The sequence below is a fragment of the Hoeflea prorocentri genome (assembly GCF_027944115.1).
Taxonomy (GTDB): Bacteria; Pseudomonadota; Alphaproteobacteria; order Rhizobiales; family Rhizobiaceae; genus Hoeflea_A; species Hoeflea_A prorocentri.
In genome coordinates this window covers 680,773-700,963 of the sequence record NZ_JAPJZI010000001.1, presented here as the reverse complement: position 1 = coordinate 700,963, position 20,191 = coordinate 680,773, and the positions used below count along the sequence as shown (strand labels likewise).

General features: G+C 59.0%; 19 protein-coding genes. 8 read left to right on the top strand and 11 right to left on the bottom strand.

Annotated elements, in window-relative coordinates; translation table 11 throughout:
• Window positions 1-67 precede the first annotated feature (67 nt).
• Window positions 68-1,513 (bottom strand): ABC transporter substrate-binding protein, encoded by a 1,446-nt coding sequence (locus OQ273_RS03210; protein ID WP_267989033.1) that lies wholly within the window; start codon window positions 1,511-1,513, stop codon window positions 68-70.
• 238 nt (window positions 1,514-1,751) lie between these two features.
• Here OQ273_RS03210 and OQ273_RS03205 point away from each other — a divergent pair, with 238 nt between their 5' ends.
• Window positions 1,752-2,903, top strand: coding sequence for a fumarylacetoacetate hydrolase family protein (locus OQ273_RS03205; RefSeq protein WP_425493329.1), 1,152 nt, complete (start codon window positions 1,752-1,754; stop codon window positions 2,901-2,903).
• 8 nt (window positions 2,904-2,911) lie between these two features.
• On the top strand, window positions 2,912-3,865 hold the full coding sequence (locus OQ273_RS03200) for a C-terminal binding protein (protein WP_267989031.1): 954 nt from the start codon (window positions 2,912-2,914) through the stop codon (window positions 3,863-3,865).
• A 40-nt stretch (window positions 3,866-3,905) separates the two neighbouring features.
• On the opposite strand, the gene OQ273_RS03195 is transcribed toward OQ273_RS03200, so the two are convergent.
• Entirely contained in the window at window positions 3,906-4,658 is a 753-nt protein-coding gene (locus OQ273_RS03195) for an IclR family transcriptional regulator (RefSeq protein WP_267989030.1), read from the bottom strand.
• Between the two features lie 83 nt (window positions 4,659-4,741).
• Between OQ273_RS03195 and OQ273_RS03190 the strand changes: the two genes are divergently transcribed.
• Genes OQ273_RS03190 through OQ273_RS03170 form a run of 5 tightly spaced genes read left to right on the top strand, consistent with a single transcriptional unit; the run spans window position 4,742 to window position 8,387 of the window.
• Complete coding sequence (locus OQ273_RS03190) at window positions 4,742-5,698, top strand: cupin domain-containing protein (RefSeq protein ID WP_267989029.1); 957 nt, start codon at window positions 4,742-4,744, stop codon at window positions 5,696-5,698.
• Window positions 5,699-5,707: 9 nt separating this feature from the next.
• On the top strand, window positions 5,708-6,055 hold the full coding sequence (locus OQ273_RS03185; RefSeq protein WP_267989028.1) for a recombinase-like helix-turn-helix domain-containing protein: 348 nt from the start codon (window positions 5,708-5,710) through the stop codon (window positions 6,053-6,055).
• A 12-nt stretch (window positions 6,056-6,067) separates the two neighbouring features.
• On the top strand, window positions 6,068-7,120 hold the full coding sequence (locus OQ273_RS03180; RefSeq protein ID WP_267989027.1) for an aromatic ring-hydroxylating oxygenase subunit alpha: 1,053 nt from the start codon (window positions 6,068-6,070) through the stop codon (window positions 7,118-7,120).
• The gene (locus OQ273_RS03175) at window positions 7,117-7,845 is read left to right on the top strand and encodes an SDR family oxidoreductase (protein WP_267989026.1); all 729 of its coding nucleotides are present in this window, start codon (window positions 7,117-7,119) and stop codon (window positions 7,843-7,845) included. The genes OQ273_RS03180 and OQ273_RS03175 overlap by 4 nt, the downstream gene beginning before the upstream one ends.
• Window positions 7,842-8,387: a hypothetical protein gene (locus OQ273_RS03170; RefSeq protein WP_267989025.1), complete on the top strand. Its 546-nt coding sequence runs from the start codon at window positions 7,842-7,844 to the stop codon at window positions 8,385-8,387. The genes OQ273_RS03175 and OQ273_RS03170 overlap by 4 nt, the downstream gene beginning before the upstream one ends.
• On the opposite strand, the gene OQ273_RS03165 is transcribed toward OQ273_RS03170, so the two are convergent.
• The 6 genes from OQ273_RS03165 to OQ273_RS03140 all read right to left on the bottom strand — a co-directional run bounded on the left by OQ273_RS03165 (window position 8,379) and on the right by OQ273_RS03140 (window position 15,176).
• Window positions 8,379-9,581, bottom strand: a complete 1,203-nt coding sequence (locus OQ273_RS03165) for an FAD-dependent oxidoreductase (RefSeq protein WP_267989024.1) — start codon at window positions 9,579-9,581, stop codon at window positions 8,379-8,381. The two genes, OQ273_RS03170 and OQ273_RS03165, sit on opposite strands and share 9 nt — an antisense overlap.
• Window positions 9,582-9,592: 11 nt before the next feature.
• On the bottom strand, window positions 9,593-11,161 hold the full coding sequence (locus OQ273_RS03160; protein WP_267989023.1) for a sulfatase family protein: 1,569 nt from the start codon (window positions 11,159-11,161) through the stop codon (window positions 9,593-9,595).
• A 2-nt stretch (window positions 11,162-11,163) separates the two neighbouring features.
• Window positions 11,164-12,480 carry a TRAP transporter large permease gene (locus OQ273_RS03155; protein ID WP_267989022.1) on the bottom strand — a complete coding sequence of 439 codons (1,317 nt, stop codon included), beginning with the start codon at window positions 12,478-12,480 and terminating at the stop codon, window positions 11,164-11,166.
• A 2-nt stretch (window positions 12,481-12,482) separates the two neighbouring features.
• Window positions 12,483-12,983, bottom strand: a complete 501-nt coding sequence (locus OQ273_RS03150; protein ID WP_267989021.1) for a TRAP transporter small permease subunit — start codon at window positions 12,981-12,983, stop codon at window positions 12,483-12,485.
• A 75-nt stretch (window positions 12,984-13,058) separates the two neighbouring features.
• The gene (gene dctP / locus OQ273_RS03145) at window positions 13,059-14,027 is read right to left on the bottom strand and encodes a TRAP transporter substrate-binding protein DctP (protein ID WP_267989020.1); all 969 of its coding nucleotides are present in this window, start codon (window positions 14,025-14,027) and stop codon (window positions 13,059-13,061) included.
• 12 nt (window positions 14,028-14,039) lie between these two features.
• The gene (locus OQ273_RS03140; protein ID WP_267989019.1) at window positions 14,040-15,176 is read right to left on the bottom strand and encodes an FAD-dependent monooxygenase; all 1,137 of its coding nucleotides are present in this window, start codon (window positions 15,174-15,176) and stop codon (window positions 14,040-14,042) included.
• A 205-nt stretch (window positions 15,177-15,381) separates the two neighbouring features.
• On the opposite strand from OQ273_RS03140, the gene OQ273_RS03135 reads away from it, so the two are divergent.
• On the top strand, window positions 15,382-16,191 hold the full coding sequence (locus OQ273_RS03135; protein ID WP_267989018.1) for an IclR family transcriptional regulator: 810 nt from the start codon (window positions 15,382-15,384) through the stop codon (window positions 16,189-16,191).
• On the opposite strand, the gene OQ273_RS03130 is transcribed toward OQ273_RS03135, so the two are convergent.
• From OQ273_RS03130 to OQ273_RS03120, 3 genes are read right to left on the bottom strand one after another with little or no spacing between them, the layout of a single operon-like run.
• Window positions 16,188-17,681 carry an aldehyde dehydrogenase gene (locus OQ273_RS03130; RefSeq protein WP_267989017.1) on the bottom strand — a complete coding sequence of 498 codons (1,494 nt, stop codon included), beginning with the start codon at window positions 17,679-17,681 and terminating at the stop codon, window positions 16,188-16,190. The genes OQ273_RS03135 and OQ273_RS03130 overlap by 4 nt on opposite strands.
• A gap of 8 nt (window positions 17,682-17,689) precedes the next feature.
• Window positions 17,690-18,520 (bottom strand): aspartate dehydrogenase, encoded by an 831-nt coding sequence (locus tag OQ273_RS03125; RefSeq protein WP_267989016.1) that lies wholly within the window; start codon window positions 18,518-18,520, stop codon window positions 17,690-17,692.
• Window positions 18,517-20,169 carry a thiamine pyrophosphate-binding protein gene (locus OQ273_RS03120; protein ID WP_267989015.1) on the bottom strand — a complete coding sequence of 551 codons (1,653 nt, stop codon included), beginning with the start codon at window positions 20,167-20,169 and terminating at the stop codon, window positions 18,517-18,519. The genes OQ273_RS03125 and OQ273_RS03120 overlap by 4 nt, the downstream gene beginning before the upstream one ends.
• Window positions 20,170-20,191: the final 22 nt, after the last annotated feature.

The following is a 20,191-nucleotide window of genomic DNA, read 5'->3' as shown; positions in this document are numbered from 1 at the left end:
TCAGTCCTAGGAAATACCGCAGAAAACAACCGGGCGCCCAAAAGAGCGCCCGGCACCTTGGGAGGTTTTATTGTACAGGAAGTTCGCCGAATTTCTTCTGGAGCCTGTCGAAAGATTCTTCCCAGGCCTTCAGACTTTCTTCAGGCGTCGTCACCTTGGTCGCATTTTCATGACCGATGATCGTCATCTGCTCATAGATCTTGCCGAAGGCAGAACTGTTGAAGTGCAGATAATCGTTGACGTCGGGCAGTTGTTTTTCCCACTGCGCAAGGGTCGGAGGAATCCAGCCATAGGCTGAGTAGTTCGTCTCGACCGTCTTGTCCGGTTCACCAAGAACCTTCGCATGGGTTCCTGCCCAGCCGCCTTCGATCATTTCCTTTTGCGTCGCATGGGAGCCGATATACTTCAGCAGCCAATAGGCAGCCTCGGGATTGCCGCTGTCCTTGCTTGGCGCAAAGTGGAATGCACCGGTATAGGGACGATTGCCGACAACGGGCGCAGCCGCTGCCATGGCGCCAGGCACCTCGTCCTTGACCGTCGAGGCCCAGTTCCACAAACCGTTATACATCAAGGGAATGATGGCCGTATTTCCGCCCACGAACTGTGCGGTGGCGAAATCCCAGAATGCGTTTTCGCTCCCCGGAGGCGCGAATTGCATGTAATCCTGATAGGTCTCGAAAGCCCATTTCAAAGCCTCACGGTCGCCATCATCGATGGTAAAACCGATCAGCTTGCCATCGTCGTCACGTACTGGCGAGGCCCAGTTCGCGCCCTTACTCCAGATCATTGCCGCCAACTCGTCCTGCACATGCGGGAAGCGGCCGGCCATGAGAGACAGCCCGTAGAAATTATCTTCCAACGGCTCGCCACGCAGCATCTCGCCCTTGGCGCGGGTGAAGAATTCTCCCTGGTCGCGCAACTGCTCCCAGGTTTCGGCAGGCGCCAGATCATAGCCGTATTTGTCCTTGAAGGCGGCCTTTTCACCCGGATCGTTGAACAGGTCGTCACGATAGATCGAAACCATCGTATAGGTGTAATAAGGCATGCCCATCAACGTGCCGTCGCGTGTCGACGCCATGCGCAGAAGGCCGGGGTCGATCCCGTCCAGAACCTTCCGGATGCCGTCGCGGCCGTCAGGATCATAGCTTTCTGCCAGTTCATAAATCGGGAAGAGATAATCCCGCCATTCATTGGTCCACGAGGTCTCGGTCACAACAACATCGTAAGCGCCGGTCCGGCCCTGAAGCTCCACGACCTCCTTTGAATAGATCGTCGCAAAGACCATGGACTCGGACGTGACCGGAACCCCTGTGGCCTCGGCAAATTTCTGCAGGTAAGGAATGATGAGGTCGGCCGCCCCTCCAGCTTCAAGCGCGACGTGAATCGGTTCCTTATTCTTGATCTCGGGGATATCGGCCAATGAGAAGCCGTCATCCGCCATGGCGCCTGCCGTGCCGAACAAGGCAATTGTCGTCGCGGCCAGGCATGCACGGAGTGTTCCGTTACAAATCATTTTCTCCTCCCTAATAGCTTGTGTTTTCATAATCTAGTAATGCTATTTTTTGTCAAGGGCTTTCCTTTGCGCCAAATTTTGAAACTAAGATATTGTTATATTTGATTTTATTATCTAATCAAGAATTTCCATCTAAAGTTGAAAGCAGAAAAATGCGCAGAGTCTTGGGTTGACATCCATTTCTCGTCAGAAATATGTAGTTTCACTATTTTCGTTATTTTTGGTGGGTGTTATGGACATGAATGGCACATTTGTCGGCCGTATTTGGGATGAAAGCGTAAACGGGCCCTGCCTCGTCGCAATCCACGACAATGCGCTGTTTGACATCACCAGCAGCACCACTCCGACGATGAGCGCCTTGCTGGACATTGACGAACTTGTCGGCTTTGTTCGCGATAAACTGGCAAATGCCCGCATGCTGTGTGGCCTGGACGATCTCCTCGACAGCTCCGCCTCAACCAGCAGCGACAAATTCAGACTTCTCGCACCAAACGACTTGCAGGCCATAAAAGCCTGCGGCGTGACCTTTGCACAGTCAATGATCGAGCGTGTGATCGAAGAGCGTGCCGCCGGCGATCCTGCAAAAGCGGCCGCGATCCGCAAAAGATGCGAGGCCGTCATCGGATCCAGCCTTGAGGACCTGAAGGCCGGCTCACCCAAGGCCGATGCAGTCAAGGAAACCCTCATCGCCGAGGGCCTGTGGTCGCAATATCTTGAGGTCGGCATCGGCCCTGATGCGGAAGTCTTTACAAAGAGCCAGCCAATGTCAGCCGTTGGCTGGGGCGCCGAAATCGGCCTTCATCCTGTTTCCAAATGGAACAATCCGGAGCCCGAGATCGTGCTCGCCGTCAACAGCCGCGGTCAGGCACGCGGGGCAACGCTCGGAAACGACGTGAACCTGCGGGACGTTGAGGGCCGGTCAGCCCTCCTGCTCGGCAAGGCAAAGGACAACAATGCATCCTGCGCACTTGGCCCGTTCATACGCCTGTTCGACGAGACCTATGACATGGACAATGTGCGCAATGCCGAGCTGAACCTGGTCGTCGAGGGGCCTGACGGGTTTGTGCTCAAAGGCGCCAGCACCATGTCGAAGATCAGCCGCGACCCTGAAGATCTGGTATCGCAAACCTTTGGAGCACACCACCAGTATCCGGACGGCTTCATGCTTTTCATGGGCACTTTGTTCGCACCCACCCAGGACAGGCACACACCAGGCGAAGGATTCACCCATGAACTGGGAGATCGCGTCTCCATCGCCAATAATGAGCTCGGAGAACTCATCAACACGGTGCGGCTTTCAACGCAATGCGAGCCGTGGACCTTTGGCACGGGGGCGCTTATGCAGAACCTTGCCGGACGCGGTCTTCTCTCAAAAGACAGCAGTCCGTGAGGCCGGGCATGAAGATCGTCGTCACGGATCACACCTTCGGAGCATTGAAATACGAAAGGGCGGTGGCCGAACAGCACGCCTGCGAATTTCAGGACTTCCAATGCACGGACATTGTCGATACCCGCGAAGCCATCAGGGATGCCTATATCGTGTTCAACAATTTCGCGCCCATGAACAAAGAGGTCTTGGAAGCCTTGCCGTGCGATACCCTGATCATCCGCTACGGCGTCGGCGTGGACAATGTCGACATCGAAGCGGCAACACAGCGTAATATCACCGTGTGTAATGTGCCGGACTATGGCGCAACGGCTGTGGCCGATCATGCCACAGCCTTCATTCTGGCGCTCGCTAGACGCCTGGCCACGTTCGATCGGGCCATGCAGGATGGCAGATGGGGCGCCAAATCGATTGTGCCGCGCCTGCCGGACCTGCAGGACCTGACGGTCGGCCTCCTGGGCTTCGGCCGCATTGCACAAGAGGCGGCAAAGCGGCTTTCGGCTTTCGGCTCAACCCTGATTTCCAGCGACCCTTTTGCCGACCGACAGGCGGCAGGCAGGCTGGGGGTGGAGATCGTCGACATCACCACCCTTTTTGAACGCTCGAATGTGTTGTCGATCCATGCGCCGCTCGTTGAAGCCACCAACCACATCGTCAATCAGCGCACCATCTCGGCAATGCCGGACGGAGCCATCATTGTGAACACGTCACGTGGCGGTTTGGTGGATGAAGTCGCCCTGGCAAATGCCTTGCATGAAGGCAAGCTGTCAGGCGCGGCACTCGACGTTTTCGAGCAGGAACCCCCTGTAAAAAACTCGCCGCTGAACGATGTGCCCAACTTGCTGCGCAGCCCGCACGCCGCCTTCTACTCCGACCGGTCGCTGGATAATCTGCAGCGGCTTGCCGCGGAAGAAGCCGGCAGGTTCATCAGAGGCGAGAGCCTGCGCAGCGCCCTGAACCTTTGAAGCAGGGTGCGCTAAGCAGACACGATCACGCGGACGGTCATTAAGCCTCCGGATTCGGGTTTTTCCATCCCAGACCCATGCTGATTGTCGCTGCAGTTTGCAGGACCCGGCGTTCGATCGTCTCGGGCACGGTCTCGGTCACCTTTGTTGCGCTGATGGCTGCGACGACAGCCCCCGACATGTCAAACACCGGCGCGGCGACGCTGCATAATCCGCTCTCGAAACTCCCCCGATGCACGACGGTAAGCTCTTCCAGATCACCTTGCCAGGCTTTCAATGCGGCATTGACCGCCGCCGCCGGCTGGTCGGCAAGCAGCTTGCGCATCTCTATCTCGGATTTTTGTGTCAGCAGGACCCGGCCCATCGCTGTTCTTGTCGCCGGCAGGCGGCTGCCCACATGCACCAGTGCCGATAAGGCATCCGAGGCGGGAAACCGGATCAGATAGAGGATATGCCGCCCGTCAAGGACCCCGAGATGGGTGGACCAGTCGAGCTTGTCTCTAAGCGTTTCAAGCGGCGATTGCGCAACCTCGAGCAGTTCGCGGCTCGCCAGATAGCCGAAACTCAAGCGCAAAACGGCAGGACCCAACCGATAGTGATGGCCGTCACGCACGGCCAGCAAAAACCCCTCGCGCACCAGCGTGTGAACCGTGCGGAACGCAGCCGAGCGGGTCACGCCAAGTTCCCTGGCCAGTTGCGACAGGGTCTGCTCGGGCTTTTGCGGGGTAAACGCCTGCAAAAGCGCAAGACCACGAACAAGACCGGGAACGGTATAGGGGTCTTTTTCACTCATAGCGTTTTGCCAGTAAAACACACTCTTCCTCGCAAAACACTTTTTTCTAGTTTTAGGTCAAGTTTATTTTGGAGGAAAACGCGATGAACATTGTCTCAAATCCCGACATGAAACTCGCTGACGAACTGCATGCCCATGTCGGCAGGTTCACAGACAAAGCATTCGACTGGAACGCATTCCCGTCAAATGCCGGCTTCGATGAGCTGGCCCGTGCGCAGATGCGCTATATCGGAGCCGGCGGATCGCCCAAGGTCGGCGATCCGTCAACGCTGAAGGCGGACAATTTCACACTGAGCCTGATCTACAAGGAGCCAGGCCGATATGCCGCCTGCCACAGCCACGAGATCGAAGAAAGCTTCCTGATCATTTCCGGCGCGCTTATCGTCGGCTGGGAGCGCGACGGTGACGTCGTGGAGGTCAATCTCGGCCCGAAGGATATGATCCTGAACGCCCGTGAGATCGGGCACGGTTTCCGGGTGGACGGGGTTGAACCGGTCATGATGTCGATCTCGGTCGATGTGGGCAAACCGCTTCCGCCGGTCTACCACTACCACCCCAAGGATCATCCGCCGGAACTGGCCCGGACCTTTGGAGCCGAGCCCGGGCGCACTTTGCCGTTCGATGCCGATGGCACACATCCGATCCAGAAGCTCATGAGCGAATATGTCGTGCGCTACTCCGAGCTTCCCACAATCTGGGAGGACGCCGGTTTCACCCGCAAGGTTTATGTCGGTGACGCGCCCGGCGCCATCCGTCATGACAGCTGCAGAAAGGAAATGTGGGGACTGCCGGTCGGCACCTGCCTTGCTCCGTTCACGCGGACGGTGGAAGATGCCTATCTGTGTCTGGAAGGCAGTGTTGAAGTGGTGTGGATCGATGAAGACGGATCGCAAGTATCGGTCGAGTTGGGACCGCGCGATCTGGTCAAGACCCCGGCGGGCCGCAAACACTACCTGCGCAACCCGGGTGCGGGCGCAGCCACCGTCTGGACGGTAATCGGCACCAGCGGTGAAGACGGTGCGGTCTATAAGAAAGCGTGAGGTCAGGTCATGGCTGAGATGAAACAACCGGGTTCCGACGACGCGTTTAAGGAAATCATGGCGGCGGCCCGCGCCGAACCCGGCCGGGCCGAACTGGCGCATCAAAGTCTTGGACGGCCCTTGAGCGAAGCCGAACAGGTGTTGGCTGACGCCTTGATGGACATTTACGCACAGGGCGAAACCGACCAGGCAACCGTCGCCGCAGCGCTGACCCAGCGTGGTGTCGTCGCGCCGAATTCAGGTTTCCGCAGCTGGACCGCCGAAAATCTCGAAACAGAGCTTCAGACCCTGAACAACGATCTGGATGAATCTTATCGGGAAAACAGTTTTGGCGCTGCAAGCCCAAACGGGAGTTAGGGAGGATTATCAATGCCCTTATCGACAGAAATGAAGGCCCGGATTGAGGAAAGGGTCAATGAGGGAATACGGGATCAGTGGTACCCGATCGCCAAATCCGTGGAAGTGCGCTCTGACCGGCCCTTCGGGGTCGTCGTGCTGGGCGAGAAACTGGTCCTTTGGCGCGGCGAGGATGGAACCATCCGCTGTATCGAGGATTTCTGCCCCCACCGCGGAGCCCCGCTGAGTTACGGCGAAATCCATGACGGCTATGTCGGCTGCCGCTATCACGGCGTCATTGTCGACGGCACGGGCACCGTTCAGCGTGTGCCCGCCATGCCCGATTGTCCGATTGAGGGCAAAAAGGTGCTTCGATCCTTTCACGTCAAAGAAGCGGAAGATGCGGTTTTTGTGTTCATGTCCTCCAGTGAGGATGTCGAACCTCCTGAATTGCCTTTGCCGAAGGAGCTGTCCGATCCGGAATGGACCGGTTTTCTGTGCACCGCCATCTGGAATGTGAACTACCGGTACGCCCTGGACAATCTCGCCGACCCGATGCACGGCTGCTACCTGCATGCCGAAAGCTTCACGCTCGCATTCGGGTCCAAGCAGGATATTCTGGAACTCGACAATCGCGACGACGGCTTCAAGGTCAGCCGCGTGGGTCAGGTCGGCGAGAACTTCGACTGGGTCGAATTCGATGTCAAAGAAGGCGGCATGTTCTGCTATCTCGACATACCCTACCCGCCGGCCGCAGGCGCTGGCGGCCATATGCGCATCCTTGGATATGTCACGCCAATGGGCCCGCGGCGCTGCAAGGTGTTTTTCTGGCGCATGCGCAAGGTGGAAGGCTTTGCCCGCGAAAGCTGGCGCTTCCTCTACCGCGCGCGCCTGGAAGAGCGCCACTGGAACGTCCTTGAGCAGGATCGTGTCATGCTTGAAGGCATGCCGGACGATGCCCGCACCCGCGAACGGCTCTATCAGCACGATATCGGCGTCGCCCATCTGCGACGCGCGTTGAACCGGGCGGCCCGGGCGCAGATAGAAGCAGAGGATGCGGCATCGGGGACCGTGGCTGCGGAATGACGCTGGCAGGACGACATATTCTTGTCACCGGCGCGGCACGCGGCCTTGGTGAAGTTGTCGCCCGTCACCTCGCCGATGCCGGTGCCCGTCTGACGCTGGCCGATATCCTAGAAGAGGAAGGCCGGGCAGTGGCCGACAGTATTGCGGCCGGCTTCCATCCGGTCGATCTGCGCGACCCGGACAGCATCCGGTCATTGGCGGCGTCGATTGATGAACCATTGCATGGTCTGTTCAACAATGCCGCCATCGCCACCGGCATTGGCGGCATTCCATTCGACGAGGTCGACATCGACACCTGGGATCGCGTCATGGAAGTCAATGTGCGCGGCACCTGGCTGATGACCCGTGCCGTCACCCCTTCCCTTCGCCAGTGCGGATCGGGCCGGATCGTCAATGTCGCTTCAGACACGGCGCTTTGGGGCGCTCCGAACCTGATGAGCTATGTTGCCTCCAAGGGCGCTGTAATGTCGATGACTCGAGCGCTGGCGCGCGAGCTCGGCCCCGACGGGATTGGTGTAACGGCCATCGCACCCGGTATATTGACCACCGAAAGCACCGAATATGTTCCGAAGGAACGGCACGCGCTGTATGGACAGGGCCGGGCCGTTCCCGGAGAACAATCGCCCGAGGACGTAGCGGGCACCGTCGCATTCCTGTTGAGCGAAGACGCATTGACCCTGACCGGTCAGGTTCTGCCGGTCAATCGGGGCTTTGTCTTTACATGACCAGCGTGGCGGGGCTTCTTGCGGACTTCCAACGCCCGTGGAGACACGGTGAACATGTCGACGCAACCGGATTGGTCATCGAGGAGCCGCTTGTCCTTGACGGTCTGACAGTCCGCGGCATTGATCTTTCCGGAGCAAAACTCAAGGGCGGGCTCAGCGCACGCAGAACGCGGTTTCGAGGCCTCGCCTGGCTCTGTAACGCCGAGGTGCAGGGGCAATGCGATCTGACCGGCGCACATTTTCGAACCGATTTTCGCGCCGATGGCCTGACCGCCGACAAAACCGTACTGGATGATTGTGTTGTTCAGGGGGTGCTGTCCCTCGCTGGGTCGAACCTTGACTCCCTTTCCGTGCGAAACGCTTTGATCATGGCCCACATGACCCTGGAGGACGCACATATTGCCGGCATCTCAGATATGACGGGTGCAGAGCTGCTGGGCGGGTTTTGGGCCGCTGGCGGCAAACTCGGACCGCTCGAACTTCATGGGACGGAGATTTCGGGGCGGGTCAGACTGACGGACCGGCAAACCGCATCAGCCTGAGGCTGCACCTTTCCGCAATGCGGTCTCGGCCTCGGCGTTGAGCTCTGCAAGTCTGCCATAGAATTGGTCGACTTTCTCCTGCGCAGTCTTGCGAAGGTCTGCATTGCGTGCCTCAAGATCACCGTCAAGCTCCTTGGCTCCGGCTTCACCGACGGCATGCGATACGCCCTGCACAAATTGACAGACGGGAAGCCGGGCTTTTCCGAATGCATCAAGGGCGCCATCCAGAGTCTCGTGAAGTGCAAGCGCCTCGGCAAGCACAACCGCATCCTGCATCGCCATCGCCCCGCCCTGTCCCATGAACGGCGTAGAGGCATGGGCCGCATCGCCAATCAGCACCACCCGGCCACGATGCCATGGTAATTCCAGGCCCACCTCTTCGACGGCGGTGTAGAGCACCTGCGAATCCGGGCCCAGCTCTTCCAGAAACAAGCTGGCAGGCCCGGAAAAATCAGCAAATTTGGTGCGCATATGCTCGGGCCAGCCGGCAGGATCGTAAAACCGGCTCTTCGGCTCTGCCAGCGTGCCGAATGTATAGAGCATATCGTCGCTGATCGGCATGATGCCAAAACGGATCCCCGGCCCCATCATCATGATCTTGTCGGTGAGTGCCTGCGGGCGGCGATGGACGGAGCGCCAGACGCCGAAACCGGTATAGCGCGGCTCAAGACCGATCCCGATCAGCGCCCGCATGGCCGAACGCACGCCATCCGCACCGATAACAAGATCGGCTGTCTCCTCAGTGCCGTCTGATAGCACTGCCCTGACACTGTCACCCTCGTCCCTGATGGCATCGACCGTGGTTCCAAGCGTTACGGTGACACCCAGTGCGTCGACCCTTTGCGCCATGACGCGATGCATCTCGGCCCTCTTGATCCCCAGTATCGCGGGAATTCTGCCGTTATCGGCGGACGGGTAAAATGTGTCTGTGATCGGCACGCCCTTATGGTCGAAATAGGCGTTGCGGCCAGCCGGCACCGGAAACCCTGCCTGCAAAATCTCGTCGAGCAGACCCAGCTCATCAAGACTGACCAATCCATTGGCGTAGACAAAAATACCGGAACTTTGAAAACGCCAGGCATCCTGTTTTTCCACAATGCGGACCGCATGACCACGCTGCGACAATGCGATCGCAGCAGAGCAACCGGCGATGCCGCCGCCAACGATAAGAATATTGAGGGATCGTTCACTCATAAATGCTCGCCTTAGGCCTGGTGCGTTGGAATGAGGGATGTGTCGCGAAGCCCGATCTGGCGATCGATCATCAGATGCAGCATCGCCGCCTTGTGTTCCGCGGCCGTCGGGTCAGACCAGAGGTTCCTGACTTCGTGCGGGTCCACCTGCAGATCATAAAGTTCGCCAAGGTCCGATCCTTCAAAGACGCTCATGCGCCAACCATCGTGGATCAGGGTCCTGGTGGCTGTGCGCCCGTCGGCGCTGGCAAAGGCAAGGCCGGAGTCCTCGATCAGAACCGGCAGGTCTTCGGCATCTGCGGCCAGAAGGTCACGCCCCTGCATGCCCGCAGGGCATTGCAGACCGGCCCGCTGCAGCAGTGTGGGGGCAAAGTCGATGGCGTTCCCCTGTACCGCGGAAACGCCTGCTGTCGGGTTCGTGGGGTCATACCAGACCAGCGGCACCCGGATCAGCCCGTTTGTGTGCAAACCATGTTTGAGCACTGTTCCATGATCGCCCATGTAGTCGCCATGGTCCGACATGAAGACGATAATGGTCTCTTGCGAGCGGCCGGTCGCTCCCAGAGCATCCGTGATCTTGCCGATCCAGTCGTCAATCATGGTGATCGCGCCATAGTTCAGCGCGGTCATGCGCCGGATGCTGTCCGCATCCGAATGGAAGGGCCAATAGGCGTCGGGCTTTTCCGCGCCGATTTCATAGACCCGCTTGATGTGCTCGGGCAGATCGTTGCGCGCCCAGGTCGGATGATCAAAGCTTTCGGGCAGCTCAATATCGGCGGGATCGTAAAGATCGAAATAGCGCCCCGGCGGAGTGAAAGGATGGTGCGGGTCCGGAAAAGATACAACGAGGAGGAACGGCCGGTCGTCCTCAGCTTCTAGGAAAGCGCATGCTTCCTCACCGACATAGCTTGTCGGATAAAGCTCCTCCGGTACGGATGTGCGCCAGATTTGCGGCGCATCTTTCAACCCGTCATCAATGGCGTTAGCGCGGCCGCGCGGATCGGTCGCCTCGCCCAGCCGGTCCTTCAGCCATTTCGTATAGTGTCCCTCGACCTGATCGCCATGGCCGATACACATGCGCAGATGGTCAAATCCGTAATAGGGAAGCGGCACCTCCCGGTCTGGTGTTTCTGCCCATAGTGAGCGTATTTCCCACTCATATTCAGGCCCGCGGCGCTGCCTCCTTCGGGAAAGATGAAACGGTTCCGGTGGAGCCGACCCATCGCCTCGCAGCACCGGCGGCTTTGCCGCAACAGGTGACACATTCTGGAAATGCGCCTTGCCGACAAGACCGGTGCGGTATCCGGCCGAGCGCAGCACATCGGCATAGGTTGTGCTGTCGAGCGAAAGCGGGATCCCGTTCTGCCGGCAACCATTCACCGAGGTCAGCTGCCCTGTGGCAAGGGCTGCGCGGTTTGGCTGACAGATCGGATTGGCGACGTAGAAATTCTCAAACCGTGTGCCGCGCTGCGCAAAGCTGTCGATGTTCGGCGTTTGCACGATGGGATTGCCGTAGCACGCGAGATGATCAGCCCTTTGCTGATCCGTCATGAAGACAATGAAATTGGGACGTTGGTTCATCACTATCTGAACATGAGGTCGACCGGCACGGTCACCAGTTGCGGGAAGAAAAAGAGGATAAGAATAGTCAGGAGATCGCAGATGATGAAGGGCACGGCTGCACGATATATATGCGCCATGGTCGTTCCCTGCGGCGCGACGGCCTTCATGACGAACAGCGCCGCGCCGAATGGCGGTGAGGTCGCGCCGGTCTCGATAGCGACCAGATACATCGCTCCGAACCAGATAGGATCAAAGCCGAACTGGATGACCACCGGAATGAAGATCGGCAGCGTAATCAGCATGATCGGCAATGGCCCCATGAACATGCCCATGAGCACCACGAGCATGATCATCAAAAAGACGATCGCCGAGCTTGACATGTCGATCGCCAGAACCGCCTCGACCATGCCGTAGGTGGCGCCGGTGAAGGCCAGAAGCTGCGAGAAGGTCACCGCCCCGGAAACAATCAGAAGCACCATCACCGAGATGTTTGCGCTCGAGAATATGGTTTTGCCGAACACCTTCGGCGTCAGGCGGCGCTTGACTGCCGCCAGCGCCAGGGTTGCGAATGCACCGGTCGCCGCCGCCTCGCTTGGCGTTGCAATGCCGAGAAAGATCACGCCAACGACCGAAAAGACCACGATGACCAAAGGAACAATGTTGATAATGGTGGACGAGATTTTATCGGCAAAAGGCACAGGCGGCACATCGAAGGCGGGCGCCAGTTCAGGCTGCAACCGGCACCGCCCAAGAATGTAAACAGTATAAAGCAGCGCCATCAGCAACCCCGGAACGATAATGCCGATCAGCACCTTGCCGATGGACAATTCCGCGATGACACCCAGCACAACGGCCAGCGAAGACGGCGGTATCATGATGGCCAGACCCGATGAGCCGAGGATCGGTCCGAGCGACATCGGTTTTTTGTAGCCGCGCTTTTCCATTTCCGGCGTGAGGGAGGAGCCCAGAAGGGCAATCGCACCCATGGAGTTTCCTGTCAGCGTTGAAAACAGGACACCGCCGCCGACAGCCATCAGGGCCAGACGTCCCCTGATCTTGCCAAACCATTTGTCGAGCGTATCCATCAGATCGATGGCGATGCGCGACTGAAACATCGCCTCGCCCATGATCATGAACAGCGCGATCGGGATCAGGGTGAAACTCGATACGGAGTCGACGGTGTTGAGGACCAGTTGCTCAATACCGGCCAAGCCGCCCATCAGGATGTAGGACCCGACAAGATTGACGACCAGGAAAGCGAACGCCACGGGCAAGCCCGCGGCCATCAGCAGAAAGAGCGGCCCAAGGATCAGCGCAATGACATAGTACCATTCCACGATCAGAGATCCTCGCCCTGAAAGCTGCGGATGATCTGATCGAGAAACTGTACGGTCATCAGCGCTGCTCCGATAGGCAGTGCCGAGGTAATCCACCAGCTGTAGGGCCGCATGACCGTGACTTCGCGTACACCCACGTCGAACTGTTCAACAACCACCTGAAAGCCGACAATGGTCAGCACGGCACAGGCAACGAACCCGATCGCGGCGTTGAACAGCTGGACAAAGATTTTCCGCCGGCCGGTAAAGCTGTTGTAAAGCAGGTCGAGCACGACATGCATGTTCTTTTCCAACAGATACGGCGCTCCGAGAAAGGTGATGAACAAAAGTGCGTATTCGCTTGTTTCTATGACCCAAAGTCTTGATGAGCCACCGAGCGCACGCCCGACCACCTCAAAGCATATGATTGCTGCAATGAAGAACAGAAGCGCCGCGCCGAGGACCGCACAGAAGAGATTTATTCGGCTGAAAATCTGTCTGATTATGTCGAGGGTTCCACTCACTTGATACGCCCCAATTCATGACAAGGCGGAGCCGGGTTGACCCCCGGCTCCGCCCAATCCTCAACTATCGGTGCGTCACTTGTCCAGCATGGAGCGCAGCTCCGCCGCTGCTTCCGCACCTGCGTTCTCGGCAGTCACAGCCCAGGCCGCATCCATCGCGATCTGCTCATAACGGGCGGCCTCTTCATCAGACAGCGACATGCGGTTGAAACCCGCGTCGTCCATGGCCTTCTGGTTCTCAGCGATGGTTTCGGCCCAGATGTTATCCATGCGCGGCGCAAAGTCTTCCCGCAGAAATGTCGTCAGCCGTTGCTGCAGATCAGGCGACATTTCATTCCAGGTATCCTTGTTGACCAGAACCGGAAAACCCGCCCGGTAGACACCGGGATAGATCACGGTTTTGACCAGCCCTTCGAATTGCTGTGCCTGGCCCACCGGACCCTGCATGAAGCCGTCAATGGCGCCACGCTCCATAGCCGTGAAGATTTCGCCCATAGGCAACACGATGGGCTCTGCTCCCAGCGCCTTGACCAGCGGCAAAAGGGTCGGGAAGACCCGGATACGTTTGCCTTTGAGATCATCGAGACCACTGACCTCGCCTCCCATGTAGATCAGGAAGTTCAGTTGCGATGCCGGAATCTCGCCAAGAAGGATCAAATCCTTTTCGGCATGGAGCTCGGTCATGCGCTCATGATAGTCCGTGGCGGCGATTTCGTCGTAGTTCTTGAATGACAGGTTCATCGTTCCGGACGTTGGCACCAGACCCTGATAGTAGCTGGGGCTGGTATAGGTCATGTCCATCGCGCCGTTGCGGACGCCCTCGGCCTGTTTGAACGGCGGCATGACCTCCGGGCCGCCGCGCCATGTGATTTCGACCTCACCGGCGAACTTGTCGTTGACCTCTTCAACAAACATCTTGAACGGGTTGGTGATGTAAGCCTGCCGTGGGGCAAGCGTGACAGCATTGATCTTGACGGCTTCGGCCATGGCCGGAACCGCGAAGAAAGTAGCGGCCACAAGCGCGCTAGCGAGAAGGTGTTTCATGGTCTCTCCCTCTTATGGTTGTTGGGTTAGTTCCGTGGTCCAGGCATCATAGCCATAGACCCAGTCGGCATTGCTGCCCTTCTTGAGCCAGTCATTGGCAAGCGAGCTTTCCTGAACACGAGCAGTCCGTGGCTTGCGCTCGCGCTCATAGAGTTCCAGCGCCTCGGCAACGCCGTCACTGTCCGCACCATCCAGCGCTCGGGCAAGCACAACGGCATCTTCAATCGCCATACACGCTCCCTGCGCCATAAACGGCACCATCGGATGCGCCGCATCGCCGAGCAAGGTGGCACGCCCCCTCGCCCATTGTGTCATCGGATCACGCACATGCAGTGCAGATTGCGTCACTTCTTCGACGGCATTAAGCAGCGCCCGGGCATCCGGATGGAAGTTTTCATAGGCCTGGCGCAAATCATTGACATTGCCGGGCAGCGTCCAGCCTTCCTCAGACCAGTCATCCTTAGGCAATGTCGCAAAAACAAAAATCTCGCGGCCCTGCGTCAACGGGAATGTCACGATCTGCTTTTGCGGAATTTCGCCCCACCACTTGGTGAAAGCGTCGGCGTCCGGCAGATCGGATGCCTTTTCCTTCGGGAAAACACCGCGATAAGAAACGATCCCGGTATATTTGGGCTGATCCGGTCCCCAAAGCGCCTCACGCACCGCCGAATGTATGCCGTCCGCGCCGACAACAATGTCGAAGCGCCTGGACTGACCATTCGCAAACACCAGTGTGGCCCCGCTGCCGTCAGACGTCACGCCAGTGGCTGCCATGCCAAAATGAATCAGCTGCGCCGGAAGCCGTTCACGCAACGCATCGAGAAGATCGGCGCGATGGATCGTCAATTGCGGTGCGCCGTATTTTTCTTCCGCCGCGGAGCTCATGGGCAAACGCGACGTCTCCTCGCCGGTTTCACCATCGCGGCTGATACGAAATGTCGGCCGGGCGGCGCTTTCACGCAGATATGTACCGACACCGAGCTGGTCGAGCGCAAAGACCGCATTGGGTGTCAGATTGATATCGGCGCCGACCCTGTTGAACGCTTCCGCCTTCTCAAAAACAGACACGTCATGACCGGCCTTGCGCAAGGCAATTGCGGCACACAAACCTCCGATGCCACCACCGCATATTCCTATGGAAAGTCCCAACGTGACCTCTTTTTTCGTTGCAGTGCGTTCTATATTGAACTATTTGTTCAAAGTGTAACCACGCGATGCGTACCGGTCAACCGTTTTCAGCCCGTAACCCGCCATGTTAGGTGTGTTTGTGTGGTTGCATGCGCGTACTGCGGGAAACATGCAGCTACACCGAACCCGTTTTGCGCAAGCGGGCACAAAGATGGGAAGAGTCCACGTGAACGTCTCGGCAAGCAAGAACACCTACTCAGTCCCGCCGGTGGAGCGGGCGCTGAAGCTGATGCGTTATATCGGCGACGGAAACCATGCCCGTAATCTCAGCATCGTATCGCGGGATCTGGGCATAAACCGCACAACCCTCATTCGCCTGATCCACACATTGCTCGAGCACCGCATGATTGAGGAGATAGGCGAAGGCGGAGGTTATCGCCTCGGGGCCGGTTTGGTCAGTCTGGGGGCACAGGCCATCCAAGGGCGCGACATCGTCCAGGTATGCCACCCTGTCTTGCGCACGCTCTGTCAGCAAACCGGCATGTCCGCTCATCTTGGCGTACTTGATGGGCGCGACATTATCTATCTGAGCCGCGAGGCCCCGAACTCCCCTTTGGTCAGCAATGTGCGCGCCGGCTCACGCCTTCTCGCACACGCCTCGTCGATCGGGCGGGCAATTCTGGCCGAGATGACCGAGGACAGCGTGCGACAGCTTTTCTCCGGCGAACCGCTGAAAACCACAACCGAGAAAACCCCGTCCACCGTCGACGCCATTGTCGAACAGGCGCGCCTCGATAAATCCGCCGGCTATGCCTGGAGCGAAGGGAATTTCGAACCGGGCATCGGATCCTGCGCCGCTGCGATATTCGACCACACGGGCCGCCCGGTCGGTGGCTTGAATGTCTCGGGACCGGAAAGCCGGTTTTCCGGCGGCAACCAATCGCGAAGCGATCAGATCCGGGACGCCGTTCTGGAGGCAGCGCAAAGAGCCTCGTCCGAGCTCGGCTTCGTCACCCGTAGCGAGCAGGTCAACTAATCATCACCCGGCCAGCGCGCCCATGGGTGGGGCCGTCCGGACATATCCTCGTAAATCGACTTCTGTCTCTGATAGGCTCTGAGGCCCGCCCGCCCCTTCTCACGGCCCATGCCGCTGGCGCCATCGCCGCCAAAGGGTGTTGAAATCGAGAATTGCTTGTAGGTGTTGACCCACACGGTTCCCGCGCGGATCGCACGCGCCACGCGCCAGCATTTGGGATGATCGCGTGACCAGATTCCGCAGGCAAGGCCATAGTGGTTGTCGTTCGCCTGCGCGATGACATCCGCCTCATCGCTGAACGGCATGACAACAAGGACCGGGCCGAATATCTCTTCCCGGCAGACCTGCGCCGCATTGTCGAGACCCGAGATGATCGTCGGCATGTAATAGGCGCCGCCGGCCAGCGTCTTGCTATCGGGCCGCCGACCTCCAGTGAGGATCGTGCCGCCCTCCTGCCGCGCCAGTTCCACATAGGCCTCCACGCTCTGGCGGTGTTCCAGGTGGACCATTGAGGAAACCTGGGTATCGGCATCAAAGGGATGACCGACACTCAGCGCCCGTGTCGCCTCCACCAACCGGGAGACAAAGCGGTCAAAGATGCTTTCATGCACAAAAAGGCGCGAGCCGGCGATGCAGCTTTGGCCGGTGGACGAAAAGATGCCGAACAGAATGCCGGCGATTGCCAGGTCCACATCGCAATCTTCAAAAACGATCGTCGGAGATTTTCCGCCGAGCTCAAGCGATACCGGCATCAGCTTTTCCGCCGCGCTATGGGCAATCCGCTTGCCGGTTACCGTTCCACCGGTGAAGGAAACCTTTTGTATGTCGGGATGTTCAACCAGAAGATTGCCGACCTCGCGCCCCGATCCCGGCAGGACCGAAAAAAGACCGGCCGGCAGACCCGCCTCTTCGATAATACGGGCAAGTTCTAGACTGACGAGCGGCGACCAGCTCGACGGCTTCAGCAAAACCGCGTTTCCGGCCGCAAGCGCCGGCGCAACCTTCTGCGCATCGGAGGCAATCGGCGAGTTCCAGGGCGTAATCGCCGCAACCGGCCCCATGGATTCGTGAACAGACGCCGTCAGGTAATCACCGCGAGGCACGGTCAGAAGGTCGTCTGCAGTTTCAAGCACCGCTGCAAAATAGCGGAACGTGCCTGCCGCCGATGCAGCCAGGGCCCTTGTCTCGGTTAGCGTCTTGGACGTATCGCGGCTTTGCACCCAGGCAATGCGCTCGATGTTCTCGGAGATGCCTTGAGAAATCCTGTAAAGGAACGATGCGCGTTCATGAGCCTTGAGATTTTGCCACGCCGGATCCGACTGCGCGCGGCACGCAACGGCGATCGCCTCTTCAACATCCTCTGAAGAGGCGCCCGAAATCGTGGTGTTGTCGACACCTTCTGCGGCAAAAAGCGATGTAATGGGCGCCCCGCGCCCCTGCCGCCATTGACCGCCGATGAAAATCAGATCTTCACGAAACGTCTCTGTCATCGGCTGTCTCAAATCACAAGTGCCGCGCCACGGTTCAAAACCGCACGAGCGATGCTGTAGACGGTTGAGCGTGAGGTCTTCGGATTTCGTTTCGACGGCTTCGCCACGAAACGCATGGAAAAATCGCTGGCATCGGACGCCACCGTGATTTCGTGCACATTCTCGTTTATCGAGGGGTCGGCAATGAGACGGACTTGCGTCTCATCCATACCGGTTCCGGCCAGTGCGACGGTCGCTGCGACATTGGCGTTTTTTGGATAGGATTGCGCAGCATCACGCGCCGAGCCGGCAAAGAACACGCTTTCTTCGGTGAGTGCGGAAAGATCTATCAGCGTCTCCGCAGGCGTCCCCGCCCAGGCCGATGGTGGTTTGCGGCCCGTATAGCTGACCGATTGCAACCCTGACAGCCGGGCAGCGGCAAGCGCGTCGATACCGCCAATGGCACCCGCCGGAACAAGGCACTGGGCACCGGAGCCCCGTGCGGCTGACTGTATTTCAAACATCACTGCCTCATCGGCAAGAGCGCCTACTGAAGACACGACGAGATCGACCCCACCGGCAAGAACTGCCGGAGCCAGCTTGCCGACAGCCTCGTGCCCGGCGCATTCCGCGACCACATCCGGCGCAGCCCCCAAAATGTCGTCGACGTCAGATGTTATCTGCAGAACGCTCGCGGACGCATAAAGCGAGCGGACAGCCTCGTGGGTCTGACTGACGCGCTCCTGCCGCACCAGCAGGGAGATACACGTCGGCGCCCCTTCGCCTGCACCGCTCAAAATGCCGACAAGATCCTGAGCAATCGCGCCATAGCCGATGATTGCAACATGGCCCAGGCTCATACCTGGCTCCCGGCGGCCCCTGCCGGCGGACCTGCAAAGGCTTCCGCGAAGGGCCCGATGGAAATCATGTCGACCTCGACCATCACCGGACCGGAGCGGTCCGCCGCGCCATCCACCGCCGCAACAAAGTCCTCGATCCTTTCCACACGGGTATGGGGCATATCGATTGCAGAACAAAGCAGGCCGAAATCCGGCGTTTTGAGCTTGGAATAGTGCCTGCGCCCGCCATATTGCGCATCCTGTATGTTTTCGATCACGCCGTAGGCCGCATCATTCATGAGGACAAAGGTGATCGGCAGTTCTTGATCAACAGCGGTGATCAATTCGGCAAGCCCAAGCTGTGCACCCCCGTCGCCAAGCAGAGTGTATGTCCGCACACCCGGCGCGGCAACGGCAGCGCCAACGGCCATCGCAATGCCCTGCCCGATGCCGCCGCCCAGCGCGTGGACACCAAGGTTCGGGGCGGCTACCTGCACATAGCGATTGCCGAATGTGGAATTGGAGATCGTTACGTCCCTGACCCAGGGATGAGGCCCGGAGGAAACCGTCGACAGCAGATGATCGGCGACGACCTGATAGGGACCGAGCCGGGTACGCAATGCGCCCTCGGACTTCGCCCTGGCCACGGCAATGTCATAATGAAACTGTGGATCGGTCTCGAGGCTTTCGGGCAGCCGGTCGAGCAACGCTCTCAATGTCAGCGCCGCATCACCGCAGATGAAACCGTCGACCGGATAGTTCCGGCCCCACTGCGTCGGCTCAGCATCGATCTGGAAGAGCGGGGACGGCAGAGCCATCTTGTTGTTGCGGGTCTCGTTGCCGCGAAGGCGCGAGCCGACAACGATCATCAGATCGCATGAGGCGTAAATCTCTTCCGCCTCTGGGGTCATGTTAAATGCACCAAGGCTTGCACTGTGACTTTCCGGCACAACACCACGCCCTTGTGTCGAACTCACCGCACCAAAGCCACGCTTCACCAGCTCCGTGGCTTCCTGTGCCGCACCCCTTGCGCCGCCGCCGAGCCAGAGCATGGGGCGCCGGGCAGCCAAAATGCGCGCCGCCAGCGCATCCAGCGCCGCGGTATCGTGCTGAGGAAGGGCTGGCACGGGCACCCGCAGTTTTTCGCCCGCAACAGCTTGCGCACGCTGCACATCGATCGGGACTTCAAGACTGACGGGACCGGTCGGCGGCGTGAGCGCGGCGCGGATTGCCGCTGAAATCGTCCCCTGCACCCCTTTCTCATCCCAAATGCGAAACAGGGCCTTGGAAATCCCCCGCAACATCTCCGGCTGTTTCGGCACATCATGAATGGCAGCGCGATCGCGGTCCATCAGCGCCCGATCGACCGTCGATGTAATGTGCAGGACACGGCTGCCGGCGGTCAGGGCTTCGGCCTGTGCACCCGCCGCGTTGCCGGCCGCCGTGCCGGTCGAGGTCAGGGCAACGCCCAGCTCACCGGAAACCCTGCTGAAGGCGTCGGCCATGTTCATGGCTCCGGCTTCGCCGCGCGCCGGGATAAACCGGATCCGCCCCTGTTCGGCAACAGCGTCAAGGATCGGCATATTGTGAATTGAAATGACGCCGAACATCGTCGTCACGCCTGCATCTGCAAGTGCTTCGGCGATTCTGTACCCGACAGTCTGTGCCATAAGGTTTGGCTCCCTTTATTAT

Excerpts from the sequence above, each read along its gene's own strand:
- OQ273_RS03190 (WP_267989029.1), top strand. The coding sequence starts at position 4,742 with ATGAACATTGTCTCAAATCCCGACATGAAACTCGCTGACGAACTGCAT.
- OQ273_RS03170 (WP_267989025.1), top strand. The coding sequence starts at position 7,842 with ATGACCAGCGTGGCGGGGCTTCTTGCGGACTTCCAACGCCCGTGGAGA.
- OQ273_RS03205 (WP_425493329.1), top strand. The coding sequence starts at position 1,752 with ATGAATGGCACATTTGTCGGCCGTATTTGGGATGAAAGCGTAAACGGG.
- OQ273_RS03165 (WP_267989024.1), bottom strand. The coding sequence starts at position 9,581 with ATGAGTGAACGATCCCTCAATATTCTTATCGTTGGCGGCGGCATCGCC.
- OQ273_RS03185 (WP_267989028.1), top strand. The coding sequence starts at position 5,708 with ATGGCTGAGATGAAACAACCGGGTTCCGACGACGCGTTTAAGGAAATC.
- OQ273_RS03160 (WP_267989023.1), bottom strand. The coding sequence starts at position 11,161 with ATGAACCAACGTCCCAATTTCATTGTCTTCATGACGGATCAGCAAAGG.
- OQ273_RS03210 (WP_267989033.1), bottom strand. The coding sequence starts at position 1,513 with ATGATTTGTAACGGAACACTCCGTGCATGCCTGGCCGCGACGACAATT.
- OQ273_RS03130 (WP_267989017.1), bottom strand. The coding sequence starts at position 17,681 with ATGACAGAGACGTTTCGTGAAGATCTGATTTTCATCGGCGGTCAATGG.
- OQ273_RS03200 (WP_267989031.1), top strand. The coding sequence starts at position 2,912 with ATGAAGATCGTCGTCACGGATCACACCTTCGGAGCATTGAAATACGAA.
- OQ273_RS03175 (WP_267989026.1), top strand. The coding sequence starts at position 7,117 with ATGACGCTGGCAGGACGACATATTCTTGTCACCGGCGCGGCACGCGGC.
- OQ273_RS03180 (WP_267989027.1), top strand. The coding sequence starts at position 6,068 with ATGCCCTTATCGACAGAAATGAAGGCCCGGATTGAGGAAAGGGTCAAT.
- OQ273_RS03120 (WP_267989015.1), bottom strand. The coding sequence starts at position 20,169 with ATGGCACAGACTGTCGGGTACAGAATCGCCGAAGCACTTGCAGATGCA.
- OQ273_RS03125 (WP_267989016.1), bottom strand. The coding sequence starts at position 18,520 with ATGAGCCTGGGCCATGTTGCAATCATCGGCTATGGCGCGATTGCTCAG.
- OQ273_RS03195 (WP_267989030.1), bottom strand. The coding sequence starts at position 4,658 with ATGAGTGAAAAAGACCCCTATACCGTTCCCGGTCTTGTTCGTGGTCTT.
- dctP (WP_267989020.1), bottom strand. The coding sequence starts at position 14,027 with ATGAAACACCTTCTCGCTAGCGCGCTTGTGGCCGCTACTTTCTTCGCG.